At 39.8% G+C, this 21,887-nt stretch carries 21 protein-coding genes; 8 read left to right on the top strand and 13 right to left on the bottom strand.

What is annotated here, in order from left to right; all coding sequences use genetic code 11:
* Window positions 1-39: 39 nt before the first annotated feature.
* Entirely contained in the window at window positions 40-747 is a 708-nt protein-coding gene (locus tag ESA94_RS14030) for an outer membrane lipoprotein-sorting protein (RefSeq protein WP_164972747.1), read from the bottom strand.
* A 144-nt stretch (window positions 748-891) separates the two neighbouring features.
* Here ESA94_RS14030 and ade point away from each other — a divergent pair, with 144 nt between their 5' ends.
* Window positions 892-2,553, top strand: coding sequence for an adenine deaminase (gene ade, locus ESA94_RS14025; RefSeq protein ID WP_129131560.1), 1,662 nt, complete (start codon window positions 892-894; stop codon window positions 2,551-2,553).
* 21 nt (window positions 2,554-2,574) lie between these two features.
* On the opposite strand, the gene ESA94_RS14020 is transcribed toward ade, so the two are convergent.
* Together ESA94_RS14020 and ESA94_RS14015 are read right to left on the bottom strand one after the other, a co-directional pair.
* On the bottom strand, window positions 2,575-5,154 hold the full coding sequence (locus ESA94_RS14020) for a gliding motility-associated C-terminal domain-containing protein (RefSeq protein ID WP_164972746.1): 2,580 nt from the start codon (window positions 5,152-5,154) through the stop codon (window positions 2,575-2,577).
* 54 nt (window positions 5,155-5,208) lie between these two features.
* Window positions 5,209-6,345, bottom strand: a complete 1,137-nt coding sequence (locus ESA94_RS14015) for a hypothetical protein (protein WP_129131558.1) — start codon at window positions 6,343-6,345, stop codon at window positions 5,209-5,211.
* Window positions 6,346-6,571: 226 nt separating this feature from the next.
* Between ESA94_RS14015 and ESA94_RS14010 the strand changes: the two genes are divergently transcribed.
* Entirely contained in the window at window positions 6,572-6,943 is a 372-nt protein-coding gene (locus ESA94_RS14010; RefSeq protein WP_129131557.1) for a hypothetical protein, read from the top strand.
* Between the two features lie 35 nt (window positions 6,944-6,978).
* Here the strand turns inward: ESA94_RS14010 and ESA94_RS14005 are convergent, their stop codons facing one another.
* The 5 genes from ESA94_RS14005 to ESA94_RS13985 form a co-directional block, all read right to left on the bottom strand.
* Complete coding sequence (locus tag ESA94_RS14005; protein ID WP_129131556.1) at window positions 6,979-7,530, bottom strand: TlpA family protein disulfide reductase; 552 nt, start codon at window positions 7,528-7,530, stop codon at window positions 6,979-6,981.
* A 202-nt stretch (window positions 7,531-7,732) separates the two neighbouring features.
* Window positions 7,733-8,068: a hypothetical protein gene (locus ESA94_RS14000; RefSeq protein ID WP_129131555.1), complete on the bottom strand. Its 336-nt coding sequence runs from the start codon at window positions 8,066-8,068 to the stop codon at window positions 7,733-7,735.
* A gap of 21 nt (window positions 8,069-8,089) precedes the next feature.
* Complete coding sequence (locus tag ESA94_RS13995; protein WP_129131554.1) at window positions 8,090-9,004, bottom strand: DUF6263 family protein; 915 nt, start codon at window positions 9,002-9,004, stop codon at window positions 8,090-8,092.
* A 19-nt stretch (window positions 9,005-9,023) separates the two neighbouring features.
* Complete coding sequence (locus tag ESA94_RS13990; RefSeq protein ID WP_129131553.1) at window positions 9,024-9,761, bottom strand: glycosyltransferase family 2 protein; 738 nt, start codon at window positions 9,759-9,761, stop codon at window positions 9,024-9,026.
* 95 nt (window positions 9,762-9,856) lie between these two features.
* On the bottom strand, window positions 9,857-10,555 hold the full coding sequence (locus ESA94_RS13985) for a porin family protein (protein WP_129131552.1): 699 nt from the start codon (window positions 10,553-10,555) through the stop codon (window positions 9,857-9,859).
* A gap of 131 nt (window positions 10,556-10,686) precedes the next feature.
* On the opposite strand from ESA94_RS13985, the gene ffh reads away from it, so the two are divergent.
* The 4 genes from ffh to ESA94_RS13965 all read left to right on the top strand — a co-directional run bounded on the left by ffh (window position 10,687) and on the right by ESA94_RS13965 (window position 14,246).
* Window positions 10,687-12,012, top strand: coding sequence for a signal recognition particle protein (gene ffh / locus ESA94_RS13980; RefSeq protein WP_129131551.1), 1,326 nt, complete (start codon window positions 10,687-10,689; stop codon window positions 12,010-12,012).
* A 161-nt stretch (window positions 12,013-12,173) separates the two neighbouring features.
* A complete protein-coding gene (gene rpsP / locus ESA94_RS21780) occupies window positions 12,174-12,572 on the top strand; it encodes a 30S ribosomal protein S16 (RefSeq protein ID WP_394342830.1) in 399 nt (132 codons plus the stop codon).
* A 243-nt stretch (window positions 12,573-12,815) separates the two neighbouring features.
* Entirely contained in the window at window positions 12,816-13,334 is a 519-nt protein-coding gene (locus tag ESA94_RS13970; RefSeq protein ID WP_129131549.1) for a ribosome maturation factor RimM, read from the top strand.
* 102 nt (window positions 13,335-13,436) lie between these two features.
* The gene (locus ESA94_RS13965) at window positions 13,437-14,246 is read left to right on the top strand and encodes an alpha/beta hydrolase (RefSeq protein WP_129131548.1); all 810 of its coding nucleotides are present in this window, start codon (window positions 13,437-13,439) and stop codon (window positions 14,244-14,246) included.
* 102 nt (window positions 14,247-14,348) lie between these two features.
* Here the strand turns inward: ESA94_RS13965 and ESA94_RS13960 are convergent, their stop codons facing one another.
* Genes ESA94_RS13960 through ESA94_RS13945 form a run of 4 tightly spaced genes read right to left on the bottom strand, consistent with a single transcriptional unit; the run spans window position 14,349 to window position 16,662 of the window.
* A complete protein-coding gene (locus ESA94_RS13960; protein WP_129131547.1) occupies window positions 14,349-14,879 on the bottom strand; it encodes a hypothetical protein in 531 nt (176 codons plus the stop codon).
* A 27-nt stretch (window positions 14,880-14,906) separates the two neighbouring features.
* Window positions 14,907-15,329, bottom strand: coding sequence for a hypothetical protein (locus tag ESA94_RS13955; RefSeq protein WP_129131546.1), 423 nt, complete (start codon window positions 15,327-15,329; stop codon window positions 14,907-14,909).
* A 50-nt stretch (window positions 15,330-15,379) separates the two neighbouring features.
* Window positions 15,380-16,096, bottom strand: a complete 717-nt coding sequence (locus tag ESA94_RS13950) for a tetratricopeptide repeat protein (RefSeq protein ID WP_129131545.1) — start codon at window positions 16,094-16,096, stop codon at window positions 15,380-15,382.
* Window positions 16,093-16,662: an RNA polymerase sigma factor gene (locus tag ESA94_RS13945; protein WP_129131544.1), complete on the bottom strand. Its 570-nt coding sequence runs from the start codon at window positions 16,660-16,662 to the stop codon at window positions 16,093-16,095. The genes ESA94_RS13950 and ESA94_RS13945 overlap by 4 nt, the downstream gene beginning before the upstream one ends.
* A gap of 197 nt (window positions 16,663-16,859) precedes the next feature.
* Between ESA94_RS13945 and ESA94_RS13940 the strand changes: the two genes are divergently transcribed.
* Complete coding sequence (locus ESA94_RS13940; RefSeq protein WP_129131543.1) at window positions 16,860-18,794, top strand: DUF7849 domain-containing protein; 1,935 nt, start codon at window positions 16,860-16,862, stop codon at window positions 18,792-18,794.
* 17 nt (window positions 18,795-18,811) lie between these two features.
* On the top strand, window positions 18,812-21,397 hold the full coding sequence (locus ESA94_RS13935; RefSeq protein WP_129131542.1) for a CHAT domain-containing protein: 2,586 nt from the start codon (window positions 18,812-18,814) through the stop codon (window positions 21,395-21,397).
* A gap of 8 nt (window positions 21,398-21,405) precedes the next feature.
* On the opposite strand, the gene ESA94_RS13930 is transcribed toward ESA94_RS13935, so the two are convergent.
* Window positions 21,406-21,867, bottom strand: a complete 462-nt coding sequence (locus ESA94_RS13930) for a DUF6843 domain-containing protein (protein ID WP_129131541.1) — start codon at window positions 21,865-21,867, stop codon at window positions 21,406-21,408.
* Window positions 21,868-21,887 lie beyond the last annotated feature (20 nt).

The following is a 21,887-nucleotide window of genomic DNA, read 5'->3' as shown; positions in this document are numbered from 1 at the left end:
CCAAAGGCGCCGCTCTTTTTTATTGAAGCTGTTGTTAGCTTACTTAGCAGGCTTAAACAACGATTCATCAACCGGTTTATTGATCTCAATTTTAGAAACGGTAAAATCAGCTGTAATGCCGTTGCCTAATGGTACCACTGAACTCATTGCTACAACAATACCTTCAGGTAATTTCTTAAAGTCGCTGAAAGTAGTTACAAGCTCATTGCCTTCGGCAGTACGAACAGATTGCACAAGGTTGTATGTTTTCTTGTCGATAAAATATGTTACAAAAACACCGCTTTTGGCAGTCATCTTTAATTTAAAGCAATCAACGCCTTCAACTGTTTCGGAGCCAATCAGCTCAAAACTGTGCCCTTTACTTTTGTAATCAATAAACGATCCCTGAACATCGAGTTGTTCCTGTGCATCTTTTACCTGCTCATCGGGCATTTTTTGTACTTCTGTTTGTTGTTGCACCGGCATAAACATCCAGCCTTCAGTTGGCGTTACAATAACATAATTGTTCATGCCCATGATCGTTAAATCCTGTCTGCTTCCTTTTTGGTGCAGGGTTGTTTGTGTTACTTCAATTGTAATACCCTGCAGACTCATCGATCCTGTGCGGATAACACTTGATATTTTTTTCCAATTGGCAGCGCCGCCAATTGCTTCAATATGTTTTGCAATAATTTCATCGGCTGTTTGCGCTTTTGCCGCATAGCTTCCAATTACAACAGCCACAAAAAGGCTGAAAAATTTCACCATTTTCATTTGTTACATTTTAAGAATAGGTGGTAAAATAACTCAATTTGTTACAGCCCTGTCAACATTTTTTTGTTTCCCGACAGCAGATAATGGGTTTCTGCCCCGCTTAAAGTAACTTGGCCCCGATTTTAAACCACCAGCTTCATGAACGCTTACTCTATCCACGGCAATATTGTTAATCTGTTTAACCGTACCGTATTTGCAGGTACTGTAACTGTGCAAAACGGACAGGTAAAGGAAGTGCTGCAAAGCTCCCCTGTGGAAGATTCAGGTCTTCCTTATATTCTTCCGGGTTTTATCGACAGTCATGTGCATATTGAAAGTTCGATGCTTGTGCCATCGGAGTTTGCAAAGCTGGCAGTGGTGCATGGTACGGTGGCCACGGTAAGCGATCCACATGAAATTGCCAATGTGTGCGGCATGGCCGGTGTGGAATACATGATCGAAAACGGCAAGACCGTTCCGTTCAAATTCAATTTTGGAGCGCCCAGCTGTGTGCCTGCTACAACATTTGAAACAGCAGGTGCAGTGTTGAATGCAGCCGATGTAAAAACATTGTTGCAGAAAGATGAGATCAAATATTTAAGTGAGATGATGAACTTTCCCGGTGTGTTACATGCCGATGCGGAAGTAATGGAAAAAATTAAAGCTGCACATGCGTTGGGCAAACCTGTTGATGGACATGCGCCGGGATTAAGAGGAGAAGATGCGAAAAAATACATTGAGGCTGGCATCAGTACCGATCATGAATGTTTTACCAAAGAAGAAGCGTTTGATAAGTTGAAGCACGGCATGAAGATCATTATCCGGGAAGGAAGTGCAGCCAAAAATTTTGAAGCATTGTACAGCCTGATCGATGAGTATCCTGACATGATCCTGCTTTGCAGCGATGATAAACATCCTGATAGTTTGGTGGAAGGGCACATCAACCAGCTTTGTGCAAGAGCAGTAGCAAAAGGTTTAGATGTGTTCAATGTATTGAAAGCAGCTTGCATAACACCGGTATTACATTATAAACTGGATGTAGGTTTATTGCGTGCAGGCGATGCTGCTGATTTTATTGTGGTGAATAATCTTAAAGAATTTAAAGCAGAGAAAACATTCATCAATGGTGAGCTTGTTGCAGAAAATGGTAAATCATTAATTGAAAGCAACCCATCAGCCCCCATCAATAATTTTAATTGCGATGTAAAACCTGTTGCTGAATTTGAATTTCATCTCAACCGCTTTGGCAAGGCTGATGAAGAGAATATTGAGCAGGTGTATGTGATTGAGGCAATGGATGGTCAGCTTATCACCAATAAACGCATTGAGCCCATTACTTCCTTTACTGTTACAAACGATATTATCCAGGCCAACACAGAAAAAGACCTGTTATATATGGTGGTGGTAAACCGCTACAGCAATGCACCTGTTGCCAAAAGCTTTGTAAAGAATTTTGGTTTGAAGCAGGGAGCTATTGCTTCTTCTGTTGCTCACGATAGCCATAACATTATTGCAGTGGGTGTTGATGCAGAAAGTTTAAGCCGGGCTGTTAATCTTGTAATAGAAGCAAAAGGTGGGGTAAGCGTAGTGGGCAAAGAAGCAGTACAGGTGCTACCTCTTCCTGTTGCCGGTTTAATGAGTACAGATGATGGCTACAAAGTTGCTGAAGCATACAGTGCTATTGATGCGGCTGCAAAAAAACTAGGTTCAACATTGGCTGCACCGTTTATGACACTTTCGTTTATGGGACTGCTGGTAATACCACATTTAAAGCTGAGTGATATTGGGTTGTTTGATGGCGATGGTTTTAAACTAATTTAATTTAGCAAAACATCCTACCGCTTATCTGATTAACGTTATAGTCCCATTTTTTGTAACAGGTTTTTTGTTTTTAAAGTGATATCGTATGATCCACGTATATAGACCTGGAGGTTGTTGTTTGTTTTTAAAAGCCCCATCCCAAGCTTTGTTTTTTTGTGTTGAATTGAATACTATTTCTCCAAACCTGTTGTAAATAAGAAATTCGTATGCAAGTACATTCCCCTTAATGATTGGTTTAAATTCATCATTAAGACCATCATTATTAGGGGTAAAACTATTGGGAATAAATACTGTTTCAGCACATTCGTCCACCTTCACTGTAATAAGCTGTTCTAACTCACAACCGGTAAATTTCTTGGCTCTTACAGAATATGTGGTGGTTGTAGGAGGAAATGAAACAGTTTCTCTTGCGAAGCTATTTGACAAAAAGGGCGAAGGAGTCCATATGTAATCATAAAAACCAGGGGAGGCTGAAAGCAGAAGTGAATCTCCTTTGCAGATAATTGTATTGACAGGGTTAATAGTAAGCGCAAAATCCTGTGGAAAAACAGTAACACTGTCTTGTGAAAGGTTATTGCAATAATCTACAACCTGTACTTTGTAAGTACCGGGCAGGGTTACGTTTATTATACTGTCTGTTGCTCCTGTATTCCAGTAATAACTTTTAAACTTTGAACCTGCACGTATTGGTATCGGTAGGTTGCTACAAAGCATCGTGTCGTTTCCCAGTTCTAGCTGCATTGGTTTTTCAATTACGGTAAGAAAGAAAGAATCAAGCAGTGTTGAGTCGCAGCCGGGTTTACTTAAATAAATATTCCCTTTCCATGGTTGCTGGAAATTAAGTTGCAAGCTGCTGTCAGTAACAAATACTGTGTTTGCAACCTGTTTCGGAACAATCCAAATAAGGGGATCGTAACAATTTACATTTTTCTTTACTGATAAAAAAAGGTCGGTATTAGTACAGGCTGTATCAGTGGCAATAATCTTTGTGCTGCTGCAATCGCTTGTAATGCCGCAAATAATTTCTCTGTCAGGTAAGGCTGTCGCTGCAAGCGTAACCGATGCTGATAATGGCAAAAATAAATTACTATTCAGTAACTCGTTATAATATAAATCGGTTTCCCCTACCGGAGCCTCAGTTATTTCCACAAAGCTTGTATCGGTCGTAAAGCAGTTGTTGTTATACCGAAGCATGGGATTAAAACGTAACAGATCAACATTAAATTTACCGGCAGTTTGTTCAGTCCGCTTGACATATCCTAACGCAATTTGTGTTAAACAGGTTTTTGTTTCAAAAATAGAGGGGGCGGAAGCAACCTGGCTTCCCGGAGCAAAAACACTTGCTTTTTTTTGCCATTGTAACTGGTGGCTGGCGTTGATTTTTGTAAAATAATACCGAAGAGAATCTTCTTCTATAATTTCTCCAAGAAAACTCTTGGCTTTTGCAGCAGAAAAGCCAATTTGCAAAGAGCCGTCGGTTGAAAAATTATTCGTAAGAGAAACATACATATAGTTGTTTGCATTAGGATTAATTGCAACATTGTTAACCCTCACTTCTGATGCATTAATGACTTCTAACGATTTGTTCAAAGTAAGCAAGAAACCTATTCGACACTTATTTCCATCGCTTGTAAATCGTCTCAAATAATTAAAAAGCTTTATGGTCGTGTCATTGTAATAAACCTGGTGTGTATTAAATGAATGATCATCGTTTTTAGTGCCAAATAAAGATTCTGGCGGGGGGACATCAGCATAGTTTATTTTTTTGGAAGACGTAATTACTCCTGTTTTTGAGTTAAGGGTTATTATAGCGGCAAACGATTCGTAATTAAAACAGTCGGGGTCATTTTCATTTGTGCAAGTACTTGAAACATTATTATATATAAGCAGATTGTTATCTACTTCTGCAATGCCCGGATTCATATGTCCCTGTTCATCTATATTCAGCAATCTATATTGGTTTTCCCAGAGTTGGTTTCCATTGCTGTCAAATTTTAGTGATAGTCGAAATGTCGAAATTGGTGAAGCAGGGTCATTAATAAAACGGGTAGCCGTCAGGATAAAGCTTTTATCTGCCATTTCCAACAACGCATAACCAGATAAAAGATTCGGTTGATCAGGGTTTGTATTCAAACTGTAAGACTTATCCCAAACCGTAATACCATCTGAGGAAATTTTAAGGATGAGAATCTTACTTCTGTTAGTTTTATTTGAAGAGGGTATTTTATTTGTAAAGCTACCTGCCAGCAAAATAGATTCATCGGATAGCAAAATAGCATTTTCAATACTGGCTTCATGGTCTGTTAATGTTCCCTCAATTTTTTTTTGCCATAAAACATTCCCTTGGCTATCCAATTTCTGTAGTGAGATTACTTCGGTTAGTTTTCCGGTATTGTTTCTCCCAATAATCTTTAGCAATAACAGAGTGGAATTGTCTTGTAATAAAAACTGTTTAAAAACAGACGAACCATTTTCTAATTGAATATTTGCAGGGCTTTGAAAGGTGTATCTTGTCCTGCTGTTTACCTGGCTTATTGAATAGTTTACCAGAAACAACTGGACTGCAAATATCAACAGTATTGATTTTACTGGAGATTTCATAAGCATTACTTGTAAAATACCAACCGGCACTTTGGCAAGTGCCGGTTGATTAAATTAGAATTGCCAATCTTCAATTGTTTTGAAAGGAGTTCTGCAGCTAAGAGTTCCATATTGAGGAGGCGCACCAAAATCGCAGGTTTGATTTTTCCGGTTGTTATACTCAAACCGATATTTTTTACCAACTTGTAAATAGGATAACGATTTAAACCCTGTATTTAACAGCGTTTCCTGTCCCACCAGCGTATAACTTCCGTTAGTAATATCGTAAATCGAAATTTCATGCGTACAAGGGTTTACGTAATTAGGCCAGTTACAAACGGGGCCCTGTCCTAATAATCCGTTTGTTCCGGCAATAGCTGCATACATGCCACTATAGGCAGGATTAATCCACACCTTATCATTTCGTTTGCAAGGATCAGACTCAATATTTGCAGTATAAAACGGCGAGCCTTCGCTTGTGACATAAGCCTGTCCACCGCAAACTGTATAATAGCGTAGCGATAAACGGAAATTTGTGCCGCTCAACTGAGGCACCTGTGCATAGGTAAAAGTTGCAGAAAACGAAACCTCATATTCGTTACAAGGAACGCCTCCATTATTAAGTGTTTCTTTTATATATACAATGTTATTTGCGGCTATATTATATTGGTGGTAGCCAGTAGCTGGATCTACCTGAGTATTTCCATCCATGATACGAACCCTCCCCACAGTTTTATTGTTTGCATTTGTTGGACTTTGAGTAAGAACTTGTGCGTCCAGTAAAATACGGAATTTAGCAGAAAGTTTATACTCACCTGTAGCACAGTCAAACACTAAAGATGTGTTTAAGATTGTTGATTCAGGAGCTTCATTGCAATCATCAGGTACTTGCAATGTATTGAATGTATTGCTTCGGGGATTTAATTGGTGGTACTTTTCCCAGCTTAACATTGTGCCATCTTCCAGTTCAATCATTGTTTTCAACTTTTCGTTTGTCTCAACGGTAAAACCTTTGCTGGTTACGTTTTTATACCTTTCCTGTAGTGCGTCAAAAGCTTCTTTCTCTTTTTGTTCTTCACTTACTATTTGCCTTTCAGTTTTTGTTTTGTTGCAGGCATTAAAAAACAGGATCAAGCCAACTGCCAGGAACGCAACTGGTAAACAGTTTGCTAAAGATTTCTTTTTTGAATTGGGGGAGGGTAAATGTTTCATTTTGTGTTTTTTGATTAGTATTAAAGGTGAGTTTATCAAAAGGTTTTAGTGTTTTGGTTAATTTGAAACTGAGTATAAATATATAAAACTATTTTATAATGTTGTGCTTCGATATTAATTTAATCAGAGGGCTGTGATCAAATTGATTTACACCTGAGATAGTAAGCATAAAATACGCTGATAGCTAATAAATGAAAATGCTTACTTTTAAAAATAAACCTTTTCTATGCGAAAATTCCTTGGCATCTTTTCTACTGTACTGATTGTTGTATTGGTGATTTTTATTTACTGGCGTTACTACTATGTATTCGGCGAAGGTGTAAAAGCAGGAGAATTGAATTATATGGTGAAGAAGGGATACGTATTTAAAACCTACGAAGGTAAATTGATTCAATCGGGCCTTCGTTCAAGAACACCCGGCACTGTTGCCAGTTACGAGTTTGAGTTTAGCGTAGAAAACGATAGTGTTGCAAACATCCTTATGATGAACAGCGGCAAAGTATTTGAACTGCATTACAAGGAATACATGGGCACTATCCCCTGGCGTGGTCATTCAAAATATATTGTTGATAAGATCATTAATATGAAAGAAGAATAAAGAAACAGCCCCGAAAAACCGGGGCTGTTTCTTTATCACTTTGTTTTGTTGTATGCATCTTTGTATGCACTCCTGCTCAATATCTTCAGCAGATCCTTTTCCAAACTTTCAACCGGGTATTCAACAAAACGATTGATCTCGTTTCCATTCTCCAATACCAGCAATGTCGGCACACGAAAAATATTCAGTCCTTTTTCTTCGTGCGTGGGACTTTGCTTGTAAGCTGTATCATGGTTACTCACCATCACTAATTTTATCTGTTCCGGTTTTACGCCACAATAATCGAAAATTTTATAGAGGCGTGGCACTTCCCGTTTGCTGTCGCCACACCAGGTTCCGAGGAACAAGACAAAAGTTTTATTATTGATGTGTTGTTTTAGCTGAGCAGCTGTACTGCTGTCAACAACGTAGTTATTATAATTGGGAACAAACCATGCGGCAAAAGGCTCCTGCAATAATGCTTCACGTGTGCAGCAACCTTCGAGCATGGGATTACCATTTCGGTCTTTGCTGATGTTATTAAGCGGTTGCGAAAATGACAATGTAGCGCATGCGCATAGCAGCATGCTTATGAAAAACTGTTTCATGTGTAATTTTTTATTGAGTGATAGTCACATAGTATAACAATAAAAATGATCAGCGCTGCGGATATGAATTAGCATTGATCATTTTTATTATTATATCATAACTGATCGTTTTGTAGAAAATGAATAAGTACATGCAGCATACAACAATACGGCCCGGCCGCTTGCTGCTACTGGAAATAAAAATGAATTGATTGAAAAAAGATCAGGAGTTGGGCGGCTGCAGTAACTGATTTGTAAACCCTGCTAATAATTGTGGCGAGCTGATACGGTTGTGAGCAGTTGCTGTTGTTGAAAAAGCAGCAGGCTCAGCAACATGAACTTCTGTAAAAAACTCTTCGGTATAATTTTTCAGGTGATGCTGATGGAAGGGTAATGAAGCATCTTCAGTTGTTGAATTTGAAATCAGTTTTTCATCACAACCGCAATCCTCAACAGAGGCAACTGCGGCAGCAATGCGGCATTCCATATAATCGATCATTTTTCCGTACTGGAAAAGAAAAAAGATGCTGAGGAAAAATATGGAGAGTAATTGCTTCATCTGCAGAAACAAAATACTTAATTATTCCGGCTTTTTCAATTTCGTTTCTTTTTCAACAATTATACGGGAAGGATATGCTTTATTGCCCAGTACTAAACTGTCTGCCAGGTTGAAGTAGGATTTACGGTATTGCAGAATATGAGTTTGTTTTTGTACTGTAATTTCATCAAACGCTTCCGAAGAAAGCATCTTGTTCTTTAACATCGAAAAAGGAGGGGCTTGTTTCAGACTGTCATTCAAAGTAACCCGACCGCTTCCTGCAAGTGTCTGGCTACTGTCAGTTTCGCTGCGAATATTGTATTTGTATTGGAGGCTGTGTGTAAAAGGAAGATAGGAGGTAAAACGAATGTTAAAGCTGCTGTCTTTTATCAATGCAGTGCCCGAATAAAATGCATATGTTTCGCTGGCCAATCTATGAACAATAAAATAATCTGCAATTTTGCGTAGTGCCGATGTTAGCTGAGGATTGCTTAAACCATTACGATTGTAGTCATCAACCATTTTTTGTTTAATCTGTTCAACAGCTTTTATTTCCAGTACCCGACCGACCGAAGAAAAGGTCATGGGTATCTTTTTCCCAAGCAATGAATAATAGAACCATAGATCGGGGCTTTCCGTATCCGGCTTGTCGAACTTTGTATCAAATACCTGAATGCCTTGACCATCTTCAAATTCTATTCTGAAATTATCAAACGTCACAGTACCGTTAAGTGTAGTATCCTTTCGATCGTATATTACTGAATAATCGTAAAAATGTTTACCATACACTTCCTTATTGCCATCAGGAAAATCGATCATTATCTGAAACTTATCTTCAACGGCATAACGATAAACTTTTCCACTCTCGGGCTTTAAGGAAAAGACATTGCTCTTAGACTTGTTAGCAGTACAACTTAAGAAGAGAACGCAGATGGCTATTACTACAGTTGTTTTCATAAGGTTCACTATAAATTTATTAATACAGCTTACTCTTCATCAGTCCCCATTTACAAAGACGATAAATGAGCGACACTTTTAAACAACCCAAACCGTATTTCATACTTCTACGGAAATTGATGCTGCTTGCTTCTTCAAAATATTTGGTTGGGCAGGTTACTTCGCCAATCTGGTAGCCTTTATAAAAAATCTGCGATACCATTTCGTTATCGAAAATAAAATCATCATCGCAGGCACTAAGCTTTACCGCCTCTAATACTTCCTTGCTGAAAGCTCGGTAACCGGTATGGTATTCAGAAAGTTTCTGACCGAGTAAAATGTTTTGTGTGAGTGTAAGAAAACGGTTGGCAATATATTTATACATGGGCATGCCGCCTTTCAATGCGCCATTACCCAAAATACGACTGCCAAATACAACAGGATACACATCGTTACCAATAATACTGATCATTGCATGCAGCAACATGGGCGTGTATTGGTAATCGGGGTGCAGCATCACCACAATATCGCCGCCAAGCTCCAGTGCTTTTCCGTAGCAGCTTTTCTGGTTGCCACCGTAACCTTTGTTTTTTTCGTGACTGATGATATGTTTAATGCCCAGCTCTTTTGCTTTGGCTACCGTTTCATCTTTGCTTGCATCATCCACCAGCACCACCTCATCCACAATATCAAAAGGGATCTCGTTATAAGTGATCTCTAACGTTTTGGCTGCGTTGTATGCAGGCAGTACGATAATAACTTTCTTGTTGTTAAACATGGCGGCAAAGATAAGCTTGAAGTACGAAGTACAAAGTTGGAAGTACGAAGTTCGGTCTGCAGACAGCTTATCCCCTACCGAAAGGGGCATCTTATTTATTTCCTTTTTCCGAAATAATAGCCCACCATAAAACCGGCATTGCGGTTGAAATACCGATCCTGGGGTTTGTAAGTCGTATTCCCATATTGATCAGTACTGTTCGATTCTGCACCATTTCCTAAATTATGTAAGCCATGTGTATAATACAACCGCACAAAAAAGCCTTTTGGTATTTCAAAGCCCAATGAAAAATGCGCACCAATGTCTCTTTTTTTCAGTTGTTCATTATTAACCATTCCAAACTGTAAATTTTCTTTTATGGTTATTGTTTGGCCAAAAATTTTGTTAGTTTCTTTATAATAGCCGGATAACGCAGTGGCTATTGTTGGACCAGCTCCGACGCTGATAGTATATTTTTTCAGGGAGATATTATAAGAGAAAATTAAGGGGAGCTCCAGATAGTTTATTTTTTGTTCTCCATCCGTTTTGTAAGAGTCACCGTCTTCGTTTTTTGCTTCATTATATTGATATCCTTTTACCACGTAGTTTAAACCGGGATTGAAGTTTATTCTTTTGCCCAATTTTATTTTAGCATCAATGCCTGCAGAAAAGCCGGAGATTGCCTGGTTCTTAACATCATGCATATTTTGCTTTACGCTGGCCATATTTGCTCCCGCCTGTATGCCGAATTTTAGCTGTGCATTTGATACGTAAAATAGAAGACAGAGTACGATGGATAAAAAAAACGTTTTCATATTAATCGGTTTTGAAGTTGCAAATATAGAAGGAAACGATTGAGGGTAGATTAACTATGACCCATACCATGAAGTTGGGCTTCAACCTTACCCATCTTTGCGTACATTTGCAACCCTTAATTAAGCGAATTATGTTTCAGAATTTAAGCGAACGGTTAGAAGGTGCGTTTAAGAATATAAAAGGTGAAGGCCGTATTACGGAGCTCAACATCGCCGCTACGGTGAAAGATATCCGTCGTGCATTGGTGGATGCCGACGTAAACTATAAAATAGCCAAAGATTTTACCGATACAGTAAAGGATAAAGCCCTCGGCAGCAAAGTATTGCTGGCGGTAAATCCCGGTCAGCAGATGGTGAAAATTGTGCAGGACGAACTGGCCGAGCTGATGGGCGGTACCGAAGCTGAACTGGATATTAAAGGTTCGCCAGCCGTAATCCTCATTGCCGGTTTACAAGGTAGTGGTAAAACAACCTTCAGCGGAAAGCTGGCCAACTACCTCAAAACCAAGAAAGGCAAAAGTCCGTTGCTGGTAGCGGCTGACATCTATCGCCCGGCGGCGATCGATCAGTTGACCGTGCTTGGCGGACAGATCGGCGTGGATGTGTACAGCGAACGGGAGAATAAAGATGCAGTTGCCATTGCACAAAATGCCATTAAGGAAGCAAAAACAAAGAATAAGAATGTAGTGATCATCGATACTGCCGGTCGCTTGGCGATCGACGAGGTATTGATGACCGAAGTAGCGAATATCCGGAATGCGGTTACCCCGAACGAGATCCTCTTTGTGGTGGATAGTATGACGGGACAGGATGCGGTGAACACGGCCAAATCCTTCAACGACCGTCTCGATTTTACAGGTGTGGTACTTACGAAGTTAGATGGTGATACACGTGGTGGTGCGGCGCTTTCCATCAAATACACGGTGAACAAACCCATTAAGTTTGTAAGCAGTGGCGAAAAGATGGATACGCTCGATGTATTCTACCCCGACCGTATGGCCCAGCGTATACTCGGCATGGGTGATATTACTTCACTCGTGGAAAAGGCGCAGGCCCAGTTCGATGAAGAGCAGGCCAAAAAACTGGAGAAAAAGATCCGCAAAAACCAGTTCGATTTTGAAGATTTCAAGCAACAGCTGGAACAGATCAAAAAAATGGGTAACCTCAAGGATCTGATGGGCATGATTCCGGGAATGGGCAAGGCCATGAAGGATATTGAGATCAGCGACGACGCTTTTAAAGGTGTGGAAGCGATCATTAACTCTATGACACCGCAGGAAAGGGCAAACCCCGACCTCATCAGCCAAAGTCGTCGCCAACGCATTGCCAAAGGCAGCGGAAAAGATATTGCTGAGGTAAATGCTTTTATGAAGCAGTTTGAGCAAATGAAGCAAATGATGAGCATGATGAACAAAATGCCGATGGGCCGTATGATGCCTGGTTTAGGCCGTCGATAAAATTTAATTTACCGGGGGTTGGAACTTTGCCTATCTCGGCTTACTTTTGCCTCCTTAGTTAACCTTTATTTATTCACGCATTTAAATTTTAATTTACGATGCCAGTTAAAATCCGTCTGCAAAGACACGGGTCGAAAAAGAGACCCTTCTATTTCATCGTAGTGGCCGACGCAAGAGCCCCCAGAGATGGAAAATTCATTCAGAAAATTGGTACTTACAACCCTGTAACAGAGCCTGCTGTGATCCAGATCGATCGTCAGAAAGCACTGGAGTGGTTACACAAAGGAGCTCAGCCTACAGATACTGTGCGCAAGATCCTTTCTACCAAAGGTGTATTGTACCTGAAACACCTTTTACGTGGTGTTAGCCTTGGTCTGTTCGATCAGGCTGCTGCAATGGAAAAATTCCAGGCATGGCACTCTGAGCATGAAGCTACAGAAGCGAAGAAAAGAGAAGAAGCCCGTAAGGCAAGATTCAAACAGCGCAGTGGTGGTAACTATCAACGCCGTCCGATGGCTCCAAGACGCCAGGAAGGTGGTGAAGCACCAGCAGCTGAGTAATCCCATTACTTACATTCGTCTTCATAAAAATCCCTCGCAATTTTGTGAGGGATTTTTTTTAGGCTACGTATTTGTTGCCGGGAAGACAAGAAGACGGAAAGAAGATTTTTTTTGTACTTAGCTCTTATGCTGCTATGTAGCTTTTGTTGCGTCGCACACTTGTACTGTTTGTTTTCTATTCTGCAGTTGACGGATTTTCGTACCTCGTACTTCTTACTTCGTACTTAACAATATCTTTGCCGCATGGAACAATACTTCAGCATCGGACAAATACTCGGCACATTCGGATTAAACGGCGAAGTGGTATTAAAACATAACCTCGGAAAAAAAACTTCCTTGAAAGGGTTGGAAGTATTGTTCATCGAAGAATCGAAAGATAAATTCCTTCCTTACTTTATTACCGGTACAAAAATCAAGAACGAAGAGGAAGTGTACATAGCCATTGATGGTATTACTACCAAAGAACAGGCAAAGAAACTCTCTCCCAAAAAAGTATGGTTGCGTGAAGCCGATTTTCAAAAACAAGCAGGCAAGACTGCTCCTATTTCCCTCATTGGCTATATGATGATCGATGGTACTAAAGAATTAGCCATTATACAGGAAGTGATCGAACAACCGTTACAGATCTTATGCAGGTTAGAGATTGATGGCAAAGAAGTATTGATACCACTGCACGAAGAAACCATCCGCAACATCAATCATAAAAAGAAACAGGTGCTGGTGGAACTGCCCGATGGTTTGCTGGAAGTGTATTTGGGATAAGTACGAGGTACGCTTGCTCAACGTAGCTTTAGCGAAGTTGAGAAGTTGGAGGTACATAATACCCTGCACATTGAACTCCCTCACAAAAACATTGCTTACACTATGCATTATCGTTTTTTGCTTGCTGTTGTACTTTTATTTTCTACAACATCTTTATCCGCTCAAACAAAACCGAAGGAAGAAATTTTTTCGCTCGGTATTGTTCGCCAGCTACATTCTGTTGTGCTGAATGAAAACCGTACGCTCAATATTTATTTGCCCGAAGGTTATCATAAAGATTCAAGCTACCCGGTCATTTATTTACTCGATGGTTCGGCTGATGAAGATTTTATTCATGTGGCCGGGCTTGTACAGTTTTGTAATTTTTCATGGGTGAATGCATTGCCAAAATCCATTGTAGTGGGTATTGCCAATGTTGATCGCAGACGAGATTTTACTTTTCCTACAACAGTTGAAAAAGATAAAAAAGATTTTCCTACAACGGGTGGTTCTGAAAAATTCATTCAATTTCTCGAAAAAGAATTGCAGCCGTACATCAATCAATCATTCAAAACAACGGGAGTAAACATGCTCATCGGTCAGTCGCTGGGCGGTTTACTTGCAACAGAAGTGTTGTTCAAGAAGCCCGATCTGTTTTCACAGTATGTAATTGTAAGTCCGAGTTTGTGGTGGGATCATGAATCGCTGTTGAAAACAAAGCTTTCTGCTTTTGAAAATAAAATAGCCGTGTACATTGCAGTTGGCAAAGAAGGAAAGATCATGGAAGATGATGCAAAAGCATTGCATGAATTGATCAAAACAAAACTCACCAACGGCACCGTTCAGTTTGAATACATCAGCAACAAGCAACACGGAAATATTTTTCACCAGGCGGTGAGTAATGCGTTTGAGTTTTTGGGAGGGGTGAAGTAAGCTGTCTTCCCGACGTAGGAGGGATCTGCTGAACACTTGTACAATATCTGACAGATTTCTCGTTCCTCGAAATGACAAAAAAACTCAGCTACAATACCTTTTTCATCCAGTATTATTATTTCTCCTTTTTTGCATAAACATATACACTGTTGCAGTTAATAGACCTGCTATGCCTCCGAGATAGCTACTGTTGTGAATAGAACCTACAATGATAAAGGATGATTTATCAATCAAATCATCAGGTAACCACCAACTAACTCCGTTATTGACAAGAATAAATTTTCCATACACAAATCCACCAATTCCGGTAAGAACAGCAATCAGTATCACAAGGAATAAAGACTTCTTAAGAACACTTGCCATTTTTTTATAGTCAGGAAAAATCAATGAAAGTAAACCTAGAGGAATGCCGATAAATAATCCCATCCACCAGGTTGCCAAAAAACCAATAACAGCAACTGTTGCACGATGGCCTCCGAATTGTTCGGATTCAAATCCAAATTGTTTGTACTTAAATTTTGTAAAGTATTCGGGAGAGATGGAGTACGTTATTTGATCGTGAAGGATGCCGTAGATGCCTGCAATGATTATAACAATAAAGATGAGGGAAGTAATGACACCGAATTTCCGCATAGCAATAAAATGAAAGACTTAACAGCACTATCCTCTTATTTTGCGATTTAAGAATTCTATATCTTTCTGCAATTCATCTTTGTTATAGTTCCATGCTTTCTTGTTCATACTTTTTGTTCTTGTGCATAGGCTGGTTTGAAGCTTTTCGTTCTCTCTGTATGCAAATATCAGCCACTGCTCACCCACTTTTGGAGAGATTCCACATGTGCCTTCCTGAGCTGAAGTTGTGATTACGATTTGGGAAAGTTTCTGAATACCTTTAAATCGTATTTGAATTTCAAAAGTAACTTCCTTCGTCCATTGCTTCTTTTTTATTGCTATAACTTTGCCGGAAAAAATCGCTTCGTATTCATTGTATTGCTCATCATCAATTTCCCCAAGAGGTATACATGAACAACTATAAGATGTTCTTGACAAAAGCAAGATAAAAACGATTAAGAAAATACGCATTTGAACAGTTTGTATGAAGATTCAACTATCTGAAAAATCCACAAAAGAAGTTACTTCACCTTCTTCTTTATCACCTTCGCATTCTTCCAATACCTGCTTCCTTCCTTCACCTTCTCTGCATATTGCCTTGCTTTTACATTCTGTTGCAAATGGTATGCACTTAATGCTGTAAAGAAGTTCGCATCTTCTGCATAAACTGATGTGCCGTTTGCCAACGTTTCAAACAAGGGCAACGCATCAGCATATTGTTCTGTTTTCAGCAGACTGATGCCGAGATAAAAATCAACCGCTGCATCGGGACTTGTTGTTGACCGCAATTGCTGAAAAGCTTTCGCCGCATCAGCATATTGTTCGTTGTTGAACAGTTGTGCTGCCTTTGCTTTCTCGTCTTCATTTCCACGCACAATTGCGCCCGGCATATCATCAAACGAATAATTATCAGGTGAGGTACCCGGTAATGCAACTAATAAGATCAATACGATTGACGCTGCTGCAGCCAGCATATACATCGTACGCCGCATGGTAAATACTTTTGCTTTTTGTTGTTTGAAGTATTGATGGGTAAGCGGATCAAGTATTTGTTTCAGTTCCGGCAAAGTTTGTTCGGCTTGCTGATGCTTCCCTACTGTACTGTTGAGTAAACGATAAGCATTCACCTGCTCCTGCAGTTGTGTGTTGCTGCGGAGTTCCTGTTCAAACTGTTGCTGTTCTTCAGCATTCAGTTCGCCGTTCAGGTAAGCATCAATATCAGAGTACGTGTAGTTCATGACATCAGTTCTTTAAATTGAGGTTTGTTACGTACCAATTCTGCCAGTTCGCCCATGCAATTGCTTTTTCGCTTACGGTAGTATGCATACGTCATACCCAGTTCTTCCGCAATTTCCTCCTGTGGTTTTTTCAGCAGGCTTTTTAAGATCACTTCTTTGCAGTTACCCATTTCATCGAGCACAAGCATTACAAGTTGTTCTTTCTCCACCTGCGCCACATGTTCGGCTGCACCAGCGTTGGCATCGTCCGGTATATGGGTATATGCATCTTCCTCGCCGTTTGTTACCACAGTTAGCGAAGTTTTTTTCGTTTTGTTGATGAACTTACGTTTGCAGAGCAGTAAAAGAAACGCTTCAAACGGACAGGTAAGCTCAAACTGTTTATCATTCGCCAGCTTATAAATATCAATGAGTGCTTCCTGGAACACATCGCCGGCATCATCCTCACTGCAGCCACGGCTAAGCAGGTAAGCCTTCATGTTTGGCGCAAATCGCTGATAAATTTCACTGATAAGCCGCTGGTCGTGCTGGAGCAAAGCAGTTATATATTTCTGGTCGGCGTGCAAAGGCAATGGTTTAGTATTGAGCGTATCTCAAAAGTCGTCTTTGCGAACAAAGTGAAGCAATCTTAAAATTCAGACTGCTTCGTGCCTCGCAGTACGATTATCTTTTGTGTACAAAGACTTTTGAGATTCTGGTTAAAAATAAGATTTTTATATTTAGGGTAACAGTTTGCCAGCCTTGTTGATATACCTGTATCAGTATGAAAAAAATAGTCATCCATATTGTAGCATTGCTTGCCTGCATTTCTGCATGGGCACAAAGCGATACATCTGTCAACATAACACAGAAAGAAAACAAAGTTTCCTTTAAAGCAAGTCTGCCGCCGTTAACACAAATACCCGGCGCTCCCAAACCTTTTTATACGTATCTGTGGGATTTTGGTGATGGCCATTTCAGCACCGAGGAAAATCCTGAGCATGTGTATGCAAAAGAAGGCGATTACGAAGCAGTGTTGTATGCAGTAAATAATTATGATGATGGCAAGAAGCCCGGCCGCAAACCAAAAAAAGTGGGTGTAAAGCAGGTGAACAAAAGCTACCTCGCAGCTGTGTCGCCATCCGAACAAAACTTCTTTAAAGCCAATGGTTTTTTTGAACTGAAGTATAACTGCATGGCCAAACCCGGTGATACAATGGTATTGATGGCTGGTTGGAAAAATGACGTAGCAGTGAATGGCAAAGTGTATCTGTTCATCAATGAAAAACAATTCGGGCAAAACAGTTTTGATACAGCAGGTTTTCGTTTGTACAACGATGCAGCTTTGATCAACGATAAGAATGCGATTGCTGCTGTTCGTCCGTTTGATAATCTGTTGCTCACCAGCAGTGGCAGCCCTGCATCGCATTTTAAAGAAGAGAAAAAGTTCAGCGGCGTAGAAAGCAAAACATTTTTGATGAATACATTGAAAGGTTACAGCAATGTATTTGCAGTGGATATCAAACAAGCCACAACCGATGCACAGTTTATGTTCACCAATCTGTATGTAACACCGGGTATGATCAAGGATACAAATGCCACCATCATCATCACCGGTTTATTTGTGCCCGATACGGGTGGTGTGTACATGCATCAACTCAATATTCCGATCGTTACTTCGCATGATCCCAACAAAATGAATCTGAAACACGGACGATTGAATTACCGCACACTTAAGAAAAGTAAATCGCTCAGTTATAAGATCCGTTTTCAGAATGATGGCGAAGGTCCGGCACGGAAAATAAAACTGGCCATTACACTTCCTTCGGCGATGGATCCGCAAACAATCACAATAAAAGATATGTCGCCTTATTGTTTGCCTTGCGACAGTGTGCCGACAAGAACAGGTTGCTGGGAATTGCAAACAACAAAGGATAGTGCTGCATTTATTTTCAACGGCATTTATTTGCCAGGCACCAATCAAAAAGGCGTGAATGATAAAGACAGTACCAAAGGTTTTGTGGAGTTTGATGTAAAAACAAAAAAGAAATTAGACAATCTTCCCTTTAAAGGAAGAACAGCCATTTATTTTGATAAGAACGAACCTGTGATCACCAATTTTGCTACAGGTAAATTCAAACCTGCATTATCACCGATTGTGATGGCAGGTTATGAAATGAATCTTGGTTCGAATGGTTTGAGTGATGGCGTGAATGTTGGTGTGGGTATTGCACGGCTTGCACCTTACAAGCCTTATTTTCAGTTTGAATTGTTTGGCAAGTATTATCAAACAACAACGGCGCAACAAACTTTTCAAACACAGGGTGTGGTGGTGATCGATGGAAAGAATTATGATTACCGTGGCTACAGGGAACAATTGCAAAGTCGCATTACACGTATTGGCTTAGTGCCCCTGCATCTTCGTTATAATTTCAACGACCTTTTATCGGCTGGTGCAGGTGTGCGTGTTGATGCTGACTTTGCCGGTTCGATTGATACAAGTCGTACATATCAGCTAAACAATTTCAATGGACAGGTTAATTTTCCATACGATATTATACGAAGTGCTTCCGTCAAAACATTTTCCAACGCACAGTTTCTTCCTTTCATTGATGCCCAGTTTGGCAAAGTGAGATTAGGTCCGCAGATTGGTGCCCGTTTTTATTATGGCGGAACAAACCGATCTTATCTCTATTTTTATGCATCCTGGCGACTGTAACAACTTCATATCGTTCATTGCTTCGTCGTTTGCTGCCATTTAGCAGCGTTGTATTTCTATTCTTGTTTTTTTCTGGTGATGATGAACCGCAGCAAAAAGCAAAATGGATTGAAGTCTATCAACCAAAAGATCAGCTGCAGGCTTATCTTGAAAAGTTGTATGATCTTACGGATGAACAACCGTTCTATCTTTCCAACAAAGCCGATTCATTAGAACAAACCTTGTGGCGAAAGCCAAAAGCAAAAGAAGAACAAACAGCTTATCTCGATTTTGTACTCAATATCGCTTATCATTTATTACAACAAGGACAAATACAAGCCAGCACACGTTGGTATGAAAAAGGTTTGAAATATCAGCAGCAACAGAAAGTTGTTTATGAAGCGGAAGAGTTTATTATTAAACCGCTTGGCAATAACTATGTGCGTTTAGGTAATTATGATAAAGCCATTGCCTTGCAGCAATCCGCCATTGAGCAGGCCACTGCAGAACAAAAATTCAATTTACTTCCATCGCTGTACAGCAACCAAGCCATTACTTATTACTGGCTGGGCAATTATGATGCAACACAAACAGCCTGTAATAAAGGCTTGCATTTTATTTCGCAACAACCAACAGCAACCGGTTTATTGTATAATGTAAAAGCTGATGCATTTTATGCAGCAGCGAAAACCGATAGTGCTTATTTCTATAATCAAAAGGCGTTAACATTCTTTCGATCTGCCGATGCAACCGATGCAGATGCTTCCTGGATGGTGAGTGCATTGCAACTTTCAGCAAAACTTTTGTACGATCAACAGCAATGGAGCTATGCCTTAAAGAAATTGCAGAATGCAGAAAAGATACTCGAGCAATCGTACCCCGATAGCAGACAGCGTGATAAAGCCAAACTGAAAATAGAAACCGGGAAATTATTTCTGCAATTACAACAACCCGACAGCAGCATTCAACAGTTAAAAGAAGGATTGCAGTATTTCAACAGTAATAATGGTTACTATCCTGATCATACAGTAACAGGTTTGTATGCAGTTCTGGCAAAAGCATTTGCACAACAGCAGCCCGATAGTGCGGCACATTATTATCAACTCGCTGTTGCCAACGATTATTACTGCAACCAGTTGATCACTGTTTCAACAAACAGTTTGCAAAGCAGCAATACAACCAGCAGCAGCGAAGAAGCCATTGTGTTTTTTGAAGAACAGTATCGTAGGACAGGTAAACAAGAATTGTTGCAGCAGTTGTTATGGCTGATCGAATTATCAAAAGGCCGTAAGTTGTTGAACGAGCAAAACCGAAGCAGACAATGGCAGGCAGACAGCAGCAATAGTTTGCAGCAGCAGTTATTTGCCGAATTACGGAACGACTATCTTTTATTGGCTGAAACAAATGATGCTGCAAAGAAAACATTCATCAGCGAACGTATCCGTAAACAGGAGTTGCAACTTGGCTTGCAGGAAAACCGTTTTGCACAATTGCTGGAACAACCTTCACTGCAACAGTTTCAGCAGAAGTTAAAAGAAGTAACTGAAAAAGCAGATTTTATCAGTTATGCAATTGTAAACAGCAATATTTATCTGCTGCATACGAAAGATGGAAAAGTTGATTGCAAACTACTGCCGTTGGTGACGGTAAAACAGCAAACTGATTCGTTGCTGCAAACTTATTTTTCTCCTACATCATCAGCTTATAACAATGATCCATCGGCCTATTTCCAATCATCAAATGAAGTAAGAAAGCAATTGCTTCCTTTTTCAATCAATCACAAACCGCTCATTATTTCTGCAGATGGCTGGTTACATAATCTTCCTTTTGAAGCATTAAGTATTGATGACAAACAACAATTCCTTGCAGAGCAAACTGCAGTAAGCTATGTGTATTCTTTTCTGCAATATGTACAGGATGTAAAACAGTCAATAGAAAAACTGCCGCTCACTGTTTACAGCTTTAGCAAAGAACAGAATGGTTTCGCAGCATTGCCTAATTCAATTGTTGAAGCAAAACAACTGAGCAAACAATTCAAAGCAAACAGTTACGAAGCAACAGTAACCGATGCCAATGCATTTGTTCAATCGATGCAGTCAGGTGCGGTGTTGCATATTGCCGCACATGCAGTGGCTGATAGTACACAGCAACCTTATCTTGTATTAAAACAAAAATTTTATCTCGGTCAGTTGCAGTATGTAGTTACTGCCGCACCGTTGGTAGTACTTACTGCCTGCGAAACTGCAGCCGGAAAAATTCAGAACGGTGAAGGCGTTACAAGTATCGGTCGTGCATTCATCAGCAAAGGAGTGAAAGCAGTTGTTGCAAGCCGCTGGCCGGTGGATGATGCTGTAGCACCTTTATTTGTTCAATCGTTTTATACTTCCTTACAAAAACAACATTCGCCAGTAACAGCATTGCAGGATGCAAGAAAAGAATACCTGCAAAACGCAACAAGTCTTGCGCAAAAAAATCCATTGCTGTGGAGTGGCTTTTGTTACATAGGTGTTGATCAGCAGTTGCAATTACAAACTTCTTTTTTTAGTTGGTATTGGTTGTTGCTATTATTTATACCAATAATATTCCTAATTCAACGAAAGTGGAAAAGAAAAATATCTGCCTGAGATTACTATTACAAACCTAATGTGTCGATTGAATTTGGATTTTCATAGGTTCCTATTACAAATTTTTGGTAATATCTATTGCCCTCTTTACCTGCTATTCCCCATAGCATAATCAAAGTATCCTTTATGTGATTTTTTTTGAATTGAACAGCTAATTCTGGCTCGTCATAATAAAGTTTAGTGCTGTCAAGAGATATTTCCTTTTTATTTCCACTTTCAAGAACGTAATAGAATTTCTGATCTAACCAACCGTTGTTCACTTCAAATTGTGTGTTTAGAACATGGTTTTGAGGTATGTTATAAACTCTTCGGTTATCCATATAATTTTTTCGTTCTCCTGTAGATTCATTATAGTAGATAGTAATATTTCCAGTAAGCCCCTGAGGAATTAGGAAAGTTTCTGATTCTGCATTTTTAGAAAAACAGCCATGCAACAAAGCAACACAAAGAAAAAATAGTGTGAATTTCATTTTGCAGGTAAAGCTAATTG

The sequence above is a fragment of the Lacibacter luteus genome, from assembly GCF_004118265.1.
In the GTDB taxonomy this organism is placed as follows: domain Bacteria; phylum Bacteroidota; class Bacteroidia; order Chitinophagales; family Chitinophagaceae; genus Lacibacter; species Lacibacter luteus.
Note: the sequence above shows the minus strand (reverse complement) of the source record. Positions and strands in the feature narration are given on the sequence as shown.

What these genes read in the sequence shown, in the direction of transcription:
- ESA94_RS13930 (WP_129131541.1), bottom strand. Translation starts at nt 21,867, where the DNA reads ATGAAATTCACACTATTTTTTCTTTGTGTTGCTTTGTTGCATGGCTGT.
- ESA94_RS13995 (WP_129131554.1), bottom strand. Translation starts at nt 9,004, where the DNA reads ATGAAAACAACTGTAGTAATAGCCATCTGCGTTCTCTTCTTAAGTTGT.
- ESA94_RS14015 (WP_129131558.1), bottom strand. Translation starts at nt 6,345, where the DNA reads ATGAAACATTTACCCTCCCCCAATTCAAAAAAGAAATCTTTAGCAAAC.
- ade (WP_129131560.1), top strand. Translation starts at nt 892, where the DNA reads ATGAACGCTTACTCTATCCACGGCAATATTGTTAATCTGTTTAACCGT.
- ESA94_RS14010 (WP_129131557.1), top strand. Translation starts at nt 6,572, where the DNA reads ATGCGAAAATTCCTTGGCATCTTTTCTACTGTACTGATTGTTGTATTG.
- ESA94_RS13970 (WP_129131549.1), top strand. Translation starts at nt 12,816, where the DNA reads ATGGAACAATACTTCAGCATCGGACAAATACTCGGCACATTCGGATTA.
- ESA94_RS14030 (WP_164972747.1), bottom strand. Translation starts at nt 747, where the DNA reads ATGGTGAAATTTTTCAGCCTTTTTGTGGCTGTTGTAATTGGAAGCTAT.
- ffh (WP_129131551.1), top strand. Translation starts at nt 10,687, where the DNA reads ATGTTTCAGAATTTAAGCGAACGGTTAGAAGGTGCGTTTAAGAATATA.
- ESA94_RS13940 (WP_129131543.1), top strand. Translation starts at nt 16,860, where the DNA reads ATGAAAAAAATAGTCATCCATATTGTAGCATTGCTTGCCTGCATTTCT.
- ESA94_RS14005 (WP_129131556.1), bottom strand. Translation starts at nt 7,530, where the DNA reads ATGAAACAGTTTTTCATAAGCATGCTGCTATGCGCATGCGCTACATTG.
- ESA94_RS14000 (WP_129131555.1), bottom strand. Translation starts at nt 8,068, where the DNA reads ATGAAGCAATTACTCTCCATATTTTTCCTCAGCATCTTTTTTCTTTTC.
- ESA94_RS14020 (WP_164972746.1), bottom strand. Translation starts at nt 5,154, where the DNA reads ATGAAATCTCCAGTAAAATCAATACTGTTGATATTTGCAGTCCAGTTG.
- ESA94_RS13990 (WP_129131553.1), bottom strand. Translation starts at nt 9,761, where the DNA reads ATGTTTAACAACAAGAAAGTTATTATCGTACTGCCTGCATACAACGCA.
- ESA94_RS13985 (WP_129131552.1), bottom strand. Translation starts at nt 10,555, where the DNA reads ATGAAAACGTTTTTTTTATCCATCGTACTCTGTCTTCTATTTTACGTA.
- ESA94_RS13960 (WP_129131547.1), bottom strand. Translation starts at nt 14,879, where the DNA reads ATGCGGAAATTCGGTGTCATTACTTCCCTCATCTTTATTGTTATAATC.
- ESA94_RS13965 (WP_129131548.1), top strand. Translation starts at nt 13,437, where the DNA reads ATGCATTATCGTTTTTTGCTTGCTGTTGTACTTTTATTTTCTACAACA.
- ESA94_RS13955 (WP_129131546.1), bottom strand. Translation starts at nt 15,329, where the DNA reads ATGCGTATTTTCTTAATCGTTTTTATCTTGCTTTTGTCAAGAACATCT.
- ESA94_RS13950 (WP_129131545.1), bottom strand. Translation starts at nt 16,096, where the DNA reads ATGAACTACACGTACTCTGATATTGATGCTTACCTGAACGGCGAACTG.